Origin of the sequence: Falsigemmobacter faecalis (assembly GCF_003863335.1) — a bacterium.
GTDB classification, from domain to species: Bacteria; Pseudomonadota; Alphaproteobacteria; order Rhodobacterales; family Rhodobacteraceae; genus Wagnerdoeblera; species Wagnerdoeblera faecalis.
In genome coordinates, this window is the sequence record NZ_RRAZ01000041.1 from 1 (window position 1) to 13,876 (window position 13,876).

The 13,876-nt window shown below is 63.2% G+C and carries 13 protein-coding genes and 1 pseudogene; 7 read left to right on the top strand and 7 right to left on the bottom strand.

Annotated features, from left to right (window positions below):
• Nucleotides 1-38: 38 nt before the first annotated feature.
• Nucleotides 39-522, bottom strand: a pseudogene (locus tag EG244_RS21100) (transposase); the annotation flags it as partial.
• Nucleotides 523-605: 83 nt separating this feature from the next.
• Between EG244_RS21100 and EG244_RS17975 the strand changes: the two are divergent.
• The 7 genes from EG244_RS17975 to EG244_RS18005 all read left to right on the top strand — a co-directional run bounded on the left by EG244_RS17975 (nt 606) and on the right by EG244_RS18005 (nt 7,157).
• Complete coding sequence (locus EG244_RS17975; protein ID WP_124966554.1) at nt 606-1,727, top strand: UbiA family prenyltransferase; 1,122 nt, start codon at nt 606-608, stop codon at nt 1,725-1,727.
• Nucleotides 1,724-2,965 carry a glycosyltransferase family 39 protein gene (locus EG244_RS17980; RefSeq protein WP_124966555.1) on the top strand — a complete coding sequence of 414 codons (1,242 nt, stop codon included), beginning with the start codon at nt 1,724-1,726 and terminating at the stop codon, nt 2,963-2,965. The genes EG244_RS17975 and EG244_RS17980 overlap by 4 nt, the downstream gene beginning before the upstream one ends.
• Nucleotides 2,962-3,318, top strand: a complete 357-nt coding sequence (locus tag EG244_RS17985; RefSeq protein WP_124966556.1) for a DMT family transporter — start codon at nt 2,962-2,964, stop codon at nt 3,316-3,318. Before EG244_RS17980 ends, EG244_RS17985 begins: the two co-directional genes overlap by 4 nt.
• 297 nt (nt 3,319-3,615) lie before the next feature.
• Nucleotides 3,616-4,218 carry a hypothetical protein gene (locus EG244_RS17990; RefSeq protein WP_124966557.1) on the top strand — a complete coding sequence of 201 codons (603 nt, stop codon included), beginning with the start codon at nt 3,616-3,618 and terminating at the stop codon, nt 4,216-4,218.
• 733 nt (nt 4,219-4,951) lie between these two features.
• Nucleotides 4,952-5,596: a lysophospholipid acyltransferase family protein gene (locus tag EG244_RS17995; RefSeq protein WP_124966558.1), complete on the top strand. Its 645-nt coding sequence runs from the start codon at nt 4,952-4,954 to the stop codon at nt 5,594-5,596.
• The gene (locus tag EG244_RS18000) at nt 5,593-6,528 is read left to right on the top strand and encodes a phosphatidate cytidylyltransferase (protein WP_124966559.1); all 936 of its coding nucleotides are present in this window, start codon (nt 5,593-5,595) and stop codon (nt 6,526-6,528) included. Before EG244_RS17995 ends, EG244_RS18000 begins: the two co-directional genes overlap by 4 nt.
• On the top strand, nt 6,528-7,157 hold the full coding sequence (locus tag EG244_RS18005) for a CDP-alcohol phosphatidyltransferase family protein (RefSeq protein WP_124966560.1): 630 nt from the start codon (nt 6,528-6,530) through the stop codon (nt 7,155-7,157). Before EG244_RS18000 ends, EG244_RS18005 begins: the two co-directional genes overlap by 1 nt.
• A 464-nt stretch (nt 7,158-7,621) precedes the next feature.
• Here the strand turns inward: EG244_RS18005 and EG244_RS18010 are convergent, their stop codons facing one another.
• The 6 genes from EG244_RS18010 to dctP form a co-directional block, all read right to left on the bottom strand.
• Nucleotides 7,622-8,839 carry a GGDEF domain-containing protein gene (locus EG244_RS18010; RefSeq protein ID WP_124966561.1) on the bottom strand — a complete coding sequence of 406 codons (1,218 nt, stop codon included), beginning with the start codon at nt 8,837-8,839 and terminating at the stop codon, nt 7,622-7,624.
• Between the two features lie 304 nt (nt 8,840-9,143).
• Nucleotides 9,144-10,049, bottom strand: a complete 906-nt coding sequence (locus EG244_RS18015; protein WP_124966562.1) for an SDR family NAD(P)-dependent oxidoreductase — start codon at nt 10,047-10,049, stop codon at nt 9,144-9,146.
• Nucleotides 10,046-10,876, bottom strand: a complete 831-nt coding sequence (locus EG244_RS18020; protein ID WP_124966563.1) for an enoyl-CoA hydratase/isomerase family protein — start codon at nt 10,874-10,876, stop codon at nt 10,046-10,048. The genes EG244_RS18015 and EG244_RS18020 overlap by 4 nt, the downstream gene beginning before the upstream one ends.
• On the bottom strand, nt 10,873-12,183 hold the full coding sequence (locus EG244_RS18025; RefSeq protein ID WP_124966564.1) for a TRAP transporter large permease: 1,311 nt from the start codon (nt 12,181-12,183) through the stop codon (nt 10,873-10,875). The genes EG244_RS18020 and EG244_RS18025 overlap by 4 nt, the downstream gene beginning before the upstream one ends.
• A complete protein-coding gene (locus EG244_RS18030; protein ID WP_233589061.1) occupies nt 12,180-12,713 on the bottom strand; it encodes a TRAP transporter small permease subunit in 534 nt (177 codons plus the stop codon). Before EG244_RS18030 ends, EG244_RS18025 begins: the two co-directional genes overlap by 4 nt.
• A 66-nt stretch (nt 12,714-12,779) precedes the next feature.
• The gene (gene dctP / locus EG244_RS18035; RefSeq protein WP_158617360.1) at nt 12,780-13,820 is read right to left on the bottom strand and encodes a TRAP transporter substrate-binding protein DctP; all 1,041 of its coding nucleotides are present in this window, start codon (nt 13,818-13,820) and stop codon (nt 12,780-12,782) included.
• Between the last annotated feature and the right edge of the window lie 56 nt (nt 13,821-13,876).

The following is a 13,876-nucleotide window of genomic DNA, read 5'->3' on the forward strand; positions in this document are numbered from 1 at the left end:
CGGTAAATCCTCCGGGTTTTCTTTTGGTTGATGTGTCAGCCGTCCTGCCGCAACACGACATGCACACGGTGGTAGCCGTAGCCTACCCGGGTCTGCAAATGTCGCGGATTTTCTGCTCTATGCTGGCCTGCCCGGGCCGCCGCGCTTTGTAATGGGAGCGCGATGTCCCGACGAGGAAGACCGCGCAGGCCCTCCGGATCGAAACGTTCCACTCCAGGCAGATGCGGTCGACAAGCTGACGCTTCCCGGCAGGCCTCAGAGCTTTCGGCGCAGGACATCCTGCAGCCTCTCTTGATCCAGGGACAGATCCGCAACGAGCTTGCGCAGCTTGGCATTCTCGTCCTCGGGCAGCTTCATGCGCCGCATCTCCGTCGGCAGCATGCCGTCCTATTTTTTCTTCCAGCTGAAGGAGGTCGCAGGGCTGATCCCGGCCTTGCGGCACAGATCCGCCACCGGCATACCGTCCGCGCCCTGCTTCAGGATGAACGCCTTTTGAGCATCTGAGAACTTCGAGGATTTCATGGCGTTTAACTCCTCCCGGCCATGGGGAAGGGGAGCCAAAAAACTCCGGTTTCAAATGATCCAGGTTCCGGGGATCAGATCATATGGCCATCGGCACCGGCAGTCCGGGCACGGAGGCCAATCTGCGCGGCAAGGCCAGGGCCGACTTCCTGATCGCAGAGTTCGGCGCACAGGGCTTCGACTATCTCGGCGACAGCCGTACTGATTTACCGGTCTGGAAGGCGGCCAGACGGGCATTGGGGGTACGGCTTTCACCGGCCCTGCAGCGTCGCGCGACGGCCGAGGGCATAGATCTGGTCGGGATCGAGGGCGCGGGCGGCTGGCCCATCCGGGCACTGATCCGGGCCTGCCGACCGCATCAATGGGCCAGGAACCTGCTGATCCTGCTGCCGGTGCTGGCCTCTCAGGATCTGGGTGGTCTGCCTGCGGCGCTGCTCGCCATGCTGTGTTTTTCGCTGACAGCCTCGGCGATCTATATCGTCAACGACCTGCTGGATCTGCCCTCGGATCGCGTCCATCCGCGCAAGCGCAACCGGCCCTTTGCCTCGGGCGCGGCCAGTGCAGCACAGGGGCTGACGGTCTCGGCGGGAGTGCTGACGATTTCAATGCTGACGGCAGGCCTGTTGCTGCCGGTGAATTTCTTATGGGTCCTGCTGCTCTATCTGGTAGCGACAACGCTTTACTCGCTGTCGTTCAAGCGCAAGATGATGGTTGATGTGATCGGACTGGCCGCGCTTTACACCCTGCGCATCGTTGCAGGCAGCGCGGCGACGGGCATCGTGCTGTCGCCCTGGCTCCTGGTCTTCTCGATGTTCCTGTTCTTCGCGCTGGCGACGATCAAACGTCAGGCGGAACTTGAGGATCTGGCCCTGCGTGGCAAGACCTCGACCGAGGGCCGCAATCTGATGGCAGGGGATCTGCCCATCTATCAGGCGATGTCCATCGCTGCGGCGCAGGCGGCGGTTCTGGTTTTCGCGCTCTATTCGCAGGACGCTCAGGTTCAGCAGCACTTCGACAACCCGAACCTTCTGTTGCTGATCTGCCCGGTTCTGATGTTGTGGGTCGGCCGGATGCAGCTGATGACCCGTCGCGGATTTATGACCGACGATCCGATCGTCTTTACCCTGCGCGATCGGGCGAGCCTGCTGTGCGGTGTGCTGATGCTGGCGATCTTTGTCTGTGCAGCCCTGGGAGGACCGGCATGAAACCGCATCTGGCAACCTGGTCTGATCCGCCGGGCCGTTTTTGGAAGCTGCTGCTGATCGGGATGGCGCTGCGCATCCTCTGGGCCATTGCCGTACCCGTGCTGCCGGTGTCGGACAGCGAGGCCTATCATCAGTTCGCGCGTACGCTGGTCGATCACGGCGTTTACGGCTGGAGCGCGGCGGAGCCCACCGCCTATTGGGCCGTCGGAACATCGGGCCTCGTCGCCTTCACTTATCTCTTTACCGACAGCTATGTCGGGGTGGTGATCCTGAACCTGGTTGCGGGGCTGATGATCCTGACGCTGACCTATCATCTGGCGCTGCGCTGGTTCGGCGCTCAGGCCGCGCTTCCGGCCCTGGCGCTGGTCGCAGTCTGGCCCAACCTGATCTTCTTTACGACCATCCTGTCCAGCGAGTTGTTCTTCATCGCCGGCACCCTTGCGGGGCTCGTCTTCTGGAAGCGACCGAGGGGCAATGCGGTGTTGAACCTGATCCTGGCCGGAGTGATCTGGGGGCTGACCTCCTATATTCGCCCGGTGATCCTGCTGGTGCCGGTCACCCTGGCGCTGGTTGATCTGATACAGGGGCCACGCCGCTTTGTGCTCACTGCGACTGAGGCGGGGGGCGCCGTTTTGCTGATCCTGCTGACGGCGCTCCCCTGGACCCTGCGCAATCAGCAGGTGCTGGGTGCGCCGGCGATGATCTCCACCAATTTCGGTGCAAATTTCTGGATGGGCAACAATCCGGGCAGCAATGGCGGCTATATGGAGCTGCCGCCCGAAGTCTCCACCATGTCCGAGATGGAGAGAAACGCCTATCTGACGAAGGAGGCAAAGCGCTTTCTGCGCGAAGACCCCGGCGCGGCTGCCCGCCTGCTGAGCCTGAAGCTGGTGAAACTGCATAACCGCGAGACCATCGGCGTGGTCTGGAATGAGCAGAATCTGCGCAGCATGATCGGGGATCGCGGTGTGTCGGGGGCCAAAATGATCGCCACCGGATATTGGTATCTCCTGCTGGCCGGGGCATTGGCTGGCATGGTGGTGATCGGGCGGCAGCGGGGTGTCGCTGCGGCCTTTTTCAATGCGCCGGTGTCGCTCTGGGGCTATTTCACTGCGCTGCATGTGGTGGTGGTGGCTGAGGATCGCTATCATATGCCCTCATCCCCCTTTATCGCGATCCTGGCGGCGGTGGCGCTGCACAGGCTACGGACGCTTCGGTCAGGAAGGGTGCTGCCATGAACCACTGGATATTGATCGTGATCGCCGCCGGCTCAAACGTGGCCCTGAACCTCTGCCTGAAAAAGGGCGGCCAGGCGCTGAACGTTTCCAGCCCCTCGGCCATCGCCCTGTCGGTGCTGACCTCGGGCTGGATGTGGCTTGCGGTGCTGAGCGCCGGTTTCCTGCTCAGCGCTTTCGTTGCGGCGATCCGCCTTTATTCTCTGAGCCTGACCTATACCGCCGTCACTGCCCTCGCGATGGTCCTGCTGACGGTGATCGGGGTGTTGCTACATCAGGAAAGCGTTAGCCCGGCGCGCATTGCGGGACTGGGGCTTATCATTGCAGGTCTTGCCGTGACAGCCGTGGCGGGCTGAGCGGAACAGAGATCAGCAGCCTGTCGCCGGTTCAGGGATGAAACGCAGTTTTGCAGAGCGCGGTTCCTGACTGCGCGGCCCTTGGCGCTTCGCCTGTTGTGGAATGCAAGCGGTCATCGGTGTTCTGAGGGGCTGTGAAACAGTTCCGGGGTGGATCTGCGCGGCCTGCCTGTCGACTGCGCATGCCCTGAAGTGCGGGCCGGGCGGTATCTGCGTCATTGGGGTGGACCTGCCGGGCCCTCATGCGTTAGATGCCCGTCTGACCGCCGAAACCCGGCCTCCGAGAAGGATTTGCGCATGTTGTGGGATGTCCGCGCATTGATGAAGCCCGTGCTGAGCGTGGTGGATATGATCCCCGATGTGCACCGCACACCGGCAGCGGCGCTTCTGCGCCGGACCGTGCTTGAGGGCCGCCCGCTGAATGTGCGGCTGAGCCCTGAGGACAAAGACCTGGCCTTTCACGAGGCCGCGGTGAACCTGACCTCGCCGATCGGCGCGCGGCTGCTGCTCGGGCTTTATAAAGCGGGCCATCTGAAGCTGAAAAAGCCCGCCCGGAAGACCCTGCCGACCCTCGAAGCCTATGCGGCGACAGAGCCGGAGTTCCGCGCCAGGGTCGCCGCGCTGACCGAAGCCGAAGAGGCCCGCCGCGCAAGGCTGAGCGAGATCATCGCCGATCCGGCCTCAGCGCGCCCTGATGAGCTGACCGTGCAGCTGATCGACCGTGTCCTCAGCCGCGCTTTTGGGCACGCTGTCGCGGCTGAGATGGAGATCGCAGGGCTGCTTTGCCACCGCGAGATCCTTGAGGACAGCAGCGCCGCCGATCAGTTTGGCCGCGACGAGCCGCGCGTGATCTGCTGGTGGACGGACGCCGAAGGCAATCGTCAGGGCGACCGGCCCTGAAGCCATTGCCTCTGAAGTCAGGCACTGACCGCTGCCTGACTTCCACCGTGCAGGCGGTGACCTTTAGGGTCAGTCTGATCACCCGGTCTGTTGCGCTCTCTTTCGGCGAACACCCGATAGGGGTGGTGCGAGCAGCGGCCGGGATCTGAGGCCGGGTGTCGGGCAGCGGCTGCCGCGATTGGCGATCATTTCGACGTCATGCAAAGCCCCTGCTCACACAGCTTCCTAAGCCTTCAGGATGGGACTTTCGTCAAGGCTCCTTCCAAGTTCAGCCTGCGCCAGCGCAGCGAAGTCTGGCAAACCCGATGCGGATCAAAGAGTAAGCCGACGCAGTTGCGCGAAGAGCCTTCGAAACCCCGGCCTATTCGTGCAGATCAACGCCTTTGACCTTCATGAAAAATACGCCCGAAAGCCTGTATCGCCCGGAGTGTCGGCTCTCAGGCTTTGGGGCCGGGCGTCTTCCGTTTCCGCTGCGAACCCTGGCTCTGATCGACACCGCTCTCTCAATCGCGGCGAATCTGAGCCCAAATACAGCCCGCGTGCTCCGGATCGTCAGGTCTCACTTCCCGTCCTGCCCCCTGCAAAGACCCGTCAGCTCTTAAAAGAAGGGCAGAAAAACGCAGGCGGGCAGCTCTGCCGGGGGCGTGAGGGGACTTTCACAGATCAGAGCAAAATTGCGGGCTGACCTGCGGTCAATCCTGAGGCACAAGCGGCAGCAGGTGAAGGAGATATGATGAGTGATCAATTTCTGGCGCAGGCAGCCCGGCTTGCAACCGTGTTCAGCTGCCGCGCGCTGCTGAGCCTGCGCAGCAGCGATTTTCCCGACCACAGCGGCAGGCCACGGATTTATGCCGCCAATCACGTCAGCCATGCCGATTTTGTCGCGCTCTGGACGGCGCTGCCGCGCAGTTTACGGGCGCGCACGCGGCCGGTTGCGGGGCTCGATTACTGGGAGGCCACGGGGTTTCGGCGCTGGCTGATCCATCAGGTCTTTCGCGGCGTTCTGGTCGAGCGCGGCGCAAAGCGCGAGCCTGGCTCTGATGGCGGGGAGGTGATCCGCCATCTCGCAGCCCCCCTGAAGGCCGGAGAGGATCTGATCTTCTTTCCCGAAGGCACCCGCAATCTGACCGGCAACGATCTGATGCGGCTGCGCTCAGGGATTTATCTTCTGCTCCAGGAGGTGCCGGATGCCGAAGTGGTGCCCTGCTGGATTTCCCATATGGACCGCATTTTGCCCAAAGGCGGCTTTGTGCCGGTGCCGCTGAACTGCGATCTGCGCTACGGCGCGCCGCTGCGGCCCGAGCCGGGAGAGGCGCGGACCGAGTTTCTCGCGCGGCTGCACGCCGCCATCCTCGCCTGCCGGAGGACCGAAGCATGAGCCTTGATCCCTTTCTGACCCCCACCGCCATCGTCTGCTATGCGCTTTTTGCGCTGCTGGGCGTGGCGGAGATCGCGGCGCTGAAGCTGAAACCGAAGATGGACCCCGCCTCCTGGGAGAACCTGCGCGCCCGCATCCGTTCGTGGTGGGTGATGGTCTTTGTCTTTGGCACGATTTTCTGGCTGGGGCGCGGGGTCATCACGCTGTTCTTTGCCTTTTGCTCTTTTGCGGCTTTGCGTGAATTTGCCACCGTCACCCATACGCGGCGGGCCGATCATTCGGCGCTGGCCCTGGCCTTCTGGCTGATTTTGCCGCTGCAATATCTGGCAGTCTATATGGACTGGGCGCTGATGGCGCTGCTGATGATCCCGCTTTATGCCTTTATCCTGCTGCCGGTGATTACCGTGCTGAAAGGCGAGGTTTCGGGCTTTTTGAACCGCGTCTCGGAGACCCAGTGGGGCCTGATGATCTGCGTCTATTTCGTCAGCCACATCCCCGCGGTTTTGTCACTGCAGATCCCGGACTACCGCTTTTCTGCGATCACGCTGATCACCTGGCTGATCCTGGTGGTTCAGGCCTCAGATGTGCTGCAATATGTCTGGGGCAAGGCGCTTGGAAAGCGCCTGCTGGCCCCCAAAGTCTCGCCCTCTAAAACCGTTGAGGGTCTGGTCGGCGGTGTGCTGAGTGCCACGCTGATCGGGGTGATCCTGACGCCGATCACACCTTTTACCCCGCTGATGGCAGGACTTACCGCCTTTGCCGTCTGTGTGATGGGGGTCTTTGGCGGGCTGATCCTGTCGGCCATCAAGCGGGACCGCGGGGTGAAAGACTGGGGTCATCTGATCCGCGGCCACGGCGGTTTTCTGGACCGGCTCGACAGCCTGGTCTTCTCCGCCCCGATCTATCTGCATCTTCTGCTCGGGAGTTTTTGATGAGCGATCCCCGCGACCGTCGCCCGATTGCCAGCCGCAACACCGCCTTCGCGCGGCGCATCACTGGCTTTCTGGTGCGCCGAAATCTGACGCCGAATGCCATCTCCATGCTCTCGATGCTGGCGGCCGGCGTGGCGGGCCTTGCCTTTGCGCTGGCGGGCGGGCACTGGGGCGGGCTTCTGCTGGCAGCACTCGCCTGTCAGATGCGGCTTTTGTGTAATCTTTTTGACGGTCTGGTGGCGGTGGAGGGGGGGAAAGGCGGGCCGGACGGACCGTTCTGGAATGAGGCCCCGGACCGCATCTCAGATCTGTTGATCTTTGCCGGACTGGGCTGGGCCGTTGGGCGTCCCGATCTGGGCTATCTCGTGGGGGCGCTGGCCGTTCTGACCGCCTATATTCGGGAGCTGGGCCGCGCGAACGGGGCCGGAAATGACTTTTCCGGCCCCCTCGCGAAGCCGCAGCGCATGGCGCTGGTGACCCTGGCCGCCGTGGCGCAGGCAGCGGCACTGCTGGCGGATCTGACAGCGCCGCTTTTGCTCTGGACGCTCTGGGGCCTGCTGGTCGGCACTGCGGTCACCGTGCTGCGACGGTCCTGGCGCCAGATCCGTCATTTGCGAGGGCAAGGGTAAGCGGCGGGCCACGCGCGAAGGGGCCAGGGCGCGGCTTTTGAGCCTTAAAAGCGCGGGATTATCTGCGTCCCTGTAAAAACGCGGCTTTGTTGTTCAAAGCCGCCGGATCGGGATTTCGCGACGTTTTCTTTCAGGCAGATCAACGCCCCCGATGGTGCAGACACGGCCCAGGCTTCACGGATCCTGAACGAAGATCAGGCGAGACCGGTAGCAATATGCCTGGTGCGGTGGTCTGCAAGATGCTCTCACAGCACTGGCCCTGGCACCCGTCTCAGGCGAGCGGGGCTGATCCCCGCCTTACGACAGGGTCTGCCACTGGCAGGCCGTAAGCGCCCTCCGGGCGTCAGAAAACTTCGGGGATCTCATGGCGTTTCACGCCTCCCCTCCATGGGGAGGGGGACCGAAAGGCCAGGGTTTCAAACGATCCGCTTTCCGGGGGGCAGATCAAAACTCCTGACAGCCCCTCAGTTTCCGCCAAGGCTAAGGGTTTGAAATACACCCTTTTCGGCCCGCGCCTGAGGGGCGCGCGCGCGGCTGAGGACGGCCTGATTTCGGCCCTGCGACTTTGCCCGGTAGAGCAGAGCATCGGCCTCACGCAGGGCGCCGGCCGCGTCGGGGGCCAAAAGCGGATCGGGCCGCAGTTCAATCGCGCCGATACTGACGCTCAGCCGCCCCAGCGGGGATTTCTCGTGAAGCCGCGCCAGCTCACGAACCTCCCGCAGGATCTCCTCCAGCCGCGCTTCTGCGGACTGATCCGGGGGCGTCGACCAGATGCAGAGAAACTCTTCGCCGCCAAACCGCGCGGCCAGATCCTGCGGGTTGTGGCTCTTATCCGAGAGCAGGGCCCCCAGCTCGCGCAGGACGTCGTCGCCGCCCGCGTGGCCGTAGTGATCGTTGTACTGTTTAAAATAGTCCACATCGATCATGGCGATCTGCACGTTCTCACCGTTGCGCCGCGCATTTTCCCAAAGCGCCGGCAGGCGGCGGTCCAGCGCACGGCGGTTCAGAAGCCCGGTCAGCGGGTCGGAATTGCTCATGGTCTCCAGTGCGATCAGCTGCGCAAAGCCGCGCCGTGCGGCTAGCTCCATCAGCGCGGCGCTGATCAGACCCACGACATTCGTGCTGACCAGAAAGAGACTGCGCACCGCCAGATCATGTGCGCTGAGGCCTGCGAAATATTCCGCCACCGGATAGGACACAGCCGCCACGCTGCCGGCCAGAAGCGACCATCTGATCCGCAACCCGCCGCAGCAATAGAAATAAAAGGTGGTCAGAATGATCCCTTCATATTCAATCGGGGTGCCGTTTCGCCGCGCAATCACAATCATCGCCACCACCGCCAGCGCCGATGACACCGAGGCGACAGCGGCGATTTTCTGCAGGTGCCGCGCACCCCATGTGGTATAGCTCAGCGAGCTGACACAGAGCAGCGGCAGGATCATGAAAAGCCAGCGCACCCAGAGAAACTGCGGCAGGATGTCGGGCTCGACCATGAAAACATCAAGCAGCGAATAGACCGCCATGACCGCGGCTGCGATGACGGCAGACCAGCGCGCGCGCTGCACCAGGTCATCCTCATAATGGCGGCGGAAGGCTCTTTCGATCTCGGGAGTGAAGCGCGCCCAGAAACCGCGCCGGGCCCAGATGACCTTTCCCGGCAGGCTTTCGTCTGAACTGGACATCTGAGAGCGCTTTCGTTTCCACACCTGTCAAACTCTCATAGGCGGATCTGCACGGGGGAGCAAATCTATGCCGCAGCGGATGTCTGGCATGAACAGCCGACACTGTCGATCTGCGCGCGCAGCGGATCGGGCCGGGAAGCTGGGTTATCTGCGGGTATCACGGGAAGACTGCGCCTGCGACGACGCCTGTGCGACCGTCAATCGCCGCATATCCTGACCGCTGCATGACCTGCGGTGTGAGGCAGGCGCATCGCAGATCGGCGGCTCAGTCCGCCGAAAACCTCTGCGAGCGCTGAGGATCGGCTCAGGAAGGTGTTTCTTCTGCCAACCCGGCCTCGGCCAGACGGATGAATTTGGCCGTCTGCTCAAAAGCGCCGCCCGGATCGCTCAGACCGGCGGGATCTGAGATCCGGTCAAAGTGATCGCGGATGCCTTCGGGGGTGCGCGCTTCCGGCGGCAGCCAGTGGCCCGCGGTCTCCAGAATGCGGACAAGGCTGAAAGCCCCGGCCCCGGCGCCCAGGATCACCCCGTTCGGTGCCTCAGGACTGGTGAGGAAGAGAACGCCCGGACTGACCGCCGCCGGGTCGAGCCGTTCTGCAGCCGCGGCCTCCACCAGGCCGTCCGTCATCGCGGTCATCGCGGTCGGGGCGAGGGCGTTGACAAAGATATTGTGCTTCCGGCCCTCGATGCTCAGCACCTTCATCAGCCCGATCACACCGGCCTTGGCCGCAGCGTAATTGGCCTGACCGAAGTTCCCGAAAAGCCCCGAGGCAGAGGAGGTCATGACAATGCGTCCATAGCCCTGGGCCTGCATCACCGGCCAGACGGCTTTGCAGCAATGCGCGCTGCCCGTCAGATGGACGTTCACGACCCGGTCAAAATCTGCCATCTCCAGTTTGGCGAAACTTTTGTCGCGCAGAAATCCGGCGTTATTGACCAGGATGTCGATCCGGCCCCAGTGGTCCAGAACCGCCTGCACCATGGCGCCCACCTGGGCACCGTCTGAGACATCGGCGGGACAAAGGAGTGCCTCGCCACCTTCCGCCGAAATGAGCGCGACCGTTTCAGCCCCGCCCTCTGCCGGGGCGAGGTCATTGACCGCGACCCGCACCCCGCGGCGTGCGAGGGCCAGAGCATGCGCGCGCCCAAGTCCGCTGCCTGCGCCGGTCACGATGGCCACCTGACCTGCGAAACTGATCTCTGCTGTCATTTTATGTCCGTCTCCATTCCTGTCAGACCACCGCCATAAACCGGCGTGCGGCCCTCGCGAAAGGCCCGCAGCCCTTCGTAAAGATCCTGCCCCCGCAAATGGCTGGCGAAGGCTGTAATTTCGGCGTCCAGCCGCGCCTGACGCTCAGGGCTGTGCAGCGCGCCACGTGTCAGGGCGCGGGCGTGGCGGATCGCCCCGGGGCTTTGGCGCGCGATCTGGCGCGCGAGATCAAGGCAGCGCTCCATCAGATCCGCAGGCGGCACCACCCCGGTCAGCAGGCCGCTGAACACCAGATCCTGCGCGGGCAGAAGCTCTGCCGTATAGAGAAGCCGTGCCGCCACCGCAGGGGCCATTCGCTCGCCGAGCCGCAGGGTCGCCCCCCCGGCCGGGACGATGCCGTAGCGCGCATGGCCATCCCCGATCATCGCGCCTTCCGCCGCCATCAGGAGATCGCAGCACAGCATCAGTTCCAGCCCGCCCGCCACGGCCACCCCATTGACGGCGGCAATCACCGGCACCGGCAGCGCCTCCACCTGGCTCAGCACGCGCTGGTTATAGGCCAGGGTCTCCAGCAGCGCCTCGGGGTCTTCCTCAGCGAGCTGCAGAAAGCCCGCGAGGTCCCCTCCGGCGCAAAAGGCGCGCCCCGCGCCGGTCACGATGACCACCCGCAGACCCGGCCAAAGCGCCAGATCCTGCAGCCGCGCCTCCAGCTCTGCCATGACCTCAGGCGAGAGCGCGTTCAGCTTTTTGGGGCGGTTCAGCGTCAGAACCACAATCCCCGCCTCGACCTCCTGCAGCAGAACGGCTGCTTCAGACGGCGCGCTCAAAACAGCACCGAGGGCAGCCAGAGCGCGATGGCCGGAAACATCGCCACCAGAAAGAGCCCCAGGAATACCACCATCACATAGGGCCAGACCGAGCGATAAATATCGCCCATCGTGATCTCCGGGGGGGCCACCCCGCGCAGATAAAAGAGGTTAAATCCAAAAGGCGGCGTCATATAGCCAATCTCCAGCGCGATCACAAAAAGGGCGCCGAACCAGATCGGATCAATGCCATATTGCTTCACGACCGGCATGAAAACCGGCAGGGTGATCAGCATGATCCCGACCGGATCCAGCACCAGCCCCATCAAAAAGACGATCAGCAGCATGACAAAGAGGCTGCCCCAGTAGCCGCCTGGAATGTCCTGCATCAGGGTCATGATCAGGCTCTGCGCGCCCATGGCGTTATAGGCGGTGTTAAAGACATGCGCGCCGATGAAGATCCACATGATCATCGCGGTGATATGCAGGGTTTTGACCATGGCTTCCTGCAGCATCTTCCAGGAAAAGCTGCGGTCGAGCACCGAAGACAACAGCGCCCCCAGCACCCCCAGAGCCGCGCTTTCCGTCAGCGTTGCCAGACCACCCAGGATCGAGCCCAGCACCATCGCCACGATCAGAAGCGGCAAAAACACCGCGCGCAGGGCGGCGAATTTCTCAGGCCAGCTGCCGCGCTGCTCTTTGGGCAGAGCGGGGCCCAGCTGCGGCTGGAAATAGCAGCGGATGGCAATATAAAGCGCCACAAGCACCGCCAGAAGCAGGCCCGGCAGCATCCCGGCCGCAAAGAGCTTGCCGACCGAGGCCCCGGTGTTCATCGAATAGATGATCATCAAAACGCTCGGCGGGATCAGCACACCAAGCCCGCCCCCGGCATTAATGCAGCCAAGTGCCAGCTCTTTGTCATAGCCGCGGCTGAGCATGGCCGGAAGCGCCACCGCCCCCATGGCCACCACCGCCGCCCCGGAGATGCCCACCATGGAGGCGAAGATCGTGCAGATCAGCACCGTCCCGATCGCAAGCCCGCCCGGCAGACCGCCGACCCAAAGATGCATCATGCGGTAAAGCGCCCGCGCCACCCCCGTCCGTTCAAGGATCAGCGCCATCAGAACGAACATCGGGATTGAGATCAGCGTGAAGCTGCCCATGGTGCTCCAGAGCCGGCTGCCGACCATAAAGAAGCCCTCCGGCCCCCAGGTCGCATAAAGAAAGACCGACGACAGCCCCCCGAGTGCGAAGGACAGCGGCGTGCCCAGCATCAAAAGGACCAGCAGCCCGCCGAAGAGCAGAAGTGTGATAAGTTCCAGGCTCACAGCGGCTCTCCCTGAGCGACGGTATCAGTCGGCGCATGGCCAAGCAGAATTTGCAGATCCTGCAGAAAACGGGCGAGGCCCTGCAAAAACAGCAGGCCGATCCCCAGCGGAATAGCGGCTTTCACCGGCCAGATCGGCGGATTCCAGGCCGAATGCGACCGCTCAAGGCTGTCAAAAGACGCCGAGGCCATGATCCAGCCCTCCTTCAGAAGGACGGCCATAAAGAGGAAAAACATCACCGAAGTCGCCATATCCAGCGCCGCCCGGCGACGGGGCGGCAGGCGCGCAACCAGGATGTCGACATTGACATGGCCGCGGTGCAGCAACAGCCAGCCACCCGAGAGCACGATATAGACGCCAAAGAGCAGCTGGCTCAGTTCAGTGGCCCAGAGGGTCGGCGCAGAAAAGACATATCGCGCAACGACTTCCCAGATCATGACGGCAAAGATGACCAGGGCCAGCGGACTCACCACCCAGCTCCCCAGAAACGCATTCAGCCGCGAAATCGCACGGATTAATATGGTCAGCACAGTCAAAGCAGCCTCCCCAACTGCTGAGGTCAGTCCCGGGCCGGATCATCCGGCCCGGAGGCGGTCTCAGCGGCCCATGCCCGCGAGGAAGTCTTCCAGTCGGCGCACGGCCTCGGCGGCATTGGGGCTGCGGGCGGCTTCCTCAGCGCGGAAGGCCTTGCCCGCTTCGCGCATTTTGTCCTGCACATCCTGCGGCAGCTGCGCGACGGTCACGCCCTGGCTCTGCGCCAGCTCGCGCAGCATCTTTTCTTCCTGGTGCTGATATTCGACCGTGCGCGCCCAGAAATTTTCTTCGAGGGTCTGGCTCAGGATATCGCGCAGATCTTCGGGCAGCGCCGCCATGGCTTTTTCGTTGATGATAAAGGCCTCCACACCGCCGATCCCGAGCGCGGGGCGCATGTGAAATTTCGCCGCCTCATAAAGGCTGAGCGAATTGGCCTCCTGCGCGGCCCCCCAGTGTGCGCCGTCCACGACCCCGGTGGTCAGCGCCAGATAGATCTCAGAGCCCGGTGCAAAGACCGGCGCGGCACCCACCCCCGCGAGGTAGCGCTGCAGCGCGCCCGCCGAACGGATCCGCATTTTCGACAGATCTGCAAGCGATGCGGGCACCTCTTTCAGCACCAGTTCGGTCGGATAGAGCTTGTCGGTAAAATAGTGAACGCCTTTGGCCTGCGCCTCTTCACGGATCAGGGCCTCAAAACCGAGGTGCTTCCAGAAGTAAGTCGCCTCCCAGACGGATTGAAACGCACCGGGGATCGAGAAGGCCAGCCCGCCCGTCGGCACCTGATCCTGGAAATAGGCGGGCGAGGAATAGCCCATTTCGATCACGCCGCGTGCCACCGCCGGGAAAATCTCGGAGGAGGCCATCAGGCTGTCCGCCGGGTGTACGCTGATCTTCAGGCGACCATTGCTGCGCTCGGCCACGCGGGTGCTCAGCGCGACGACGCTGTCGTTCCAGGAGCCGCTGCCCGTCGGCAGATGGGCCTGAAGACGCCAGGTGATGACCTCCTGGGCCTCTGCGGGCGCGGGGTTCTGGGACCAGCCCGCAAGGGCCAGGGCGGATCCGATGGCGAAGGTGCGGGTAAAGCTGCGACGTGTTTGTTTCATGAAAAAATCTCCTCCTGATAGTGGGTTAGGCCCCCTGCGGGCGCATCCTCCCCGAC

Coding starts and splice junctions, on each gene's coding strand:
- EG244_RS18005 (WP_124966560.1), top strand. CDS start 6,528: ATGAGCGATCCCCGCGACCGTCGCCCGATTGCCAGCCGCAACACCGCC.
- EG244_RS17990 (WP_124966557.1), top strand. CDS start 3,616: ATGTTGTGGGATGTCCGCGCATTGATGAAGCCCGTGCTGAGCGTGGTG.
- EG244_RS18000 (WP_124966559.1), top strand. CDS start 5,593: ATGAGCCTTGATCCCTTTCTGACCCCCACCGCCATCGTCTGCTATGCG.
- EG244_RS17980 (WP_124966555.1), top strand. CDS start 1,724: ATGAAACCGCATCTGGCAACCTGGTCTGATCCGCCGGGCCGTTTTTGG.
- dctP (WP_158617360.1), bottom strand. CDS start 13,820: ATGAAACAAACACGTCGCAGCTTTACCCGCACCTTCGCCATCGGATCC.
- EG244_RS18015 (WP_124966562.1), bottom strand. CDS start 10,049: ATGACAGCAGAGATCAGTTTCGCAGGTCAGGTGGCCATCGTGACCGGC.
- EG244_RS18010 (WP_124966561.1), bottom strand. CDS start 8,839: ATGTCCAGTTCAGACGAAAGCCTGCCGGGAAAGGTCATCTGGGCCCGG.
- EG244_RS17995 (WP_124966558.1), top strand. CDS start 4,952: ATGAGTGATCAATTTCTGGCGCAGGCAGCCCGGCTTGCAACCGTGTTC.
- EG244_RS17985 (WP_124966556.1), top strand. CDS start 2,962: ATGAACCACTGGATATTGATCGTGATCGCCGCCGGCTCAAACGTGGCC.
- EG244_RS17975 (WP_124966554.1), top strand. CDS start 606: ATGGCCATCGGCACCGGCAGTCCGGGCACGGAGGCCAATCTGCGCGGC.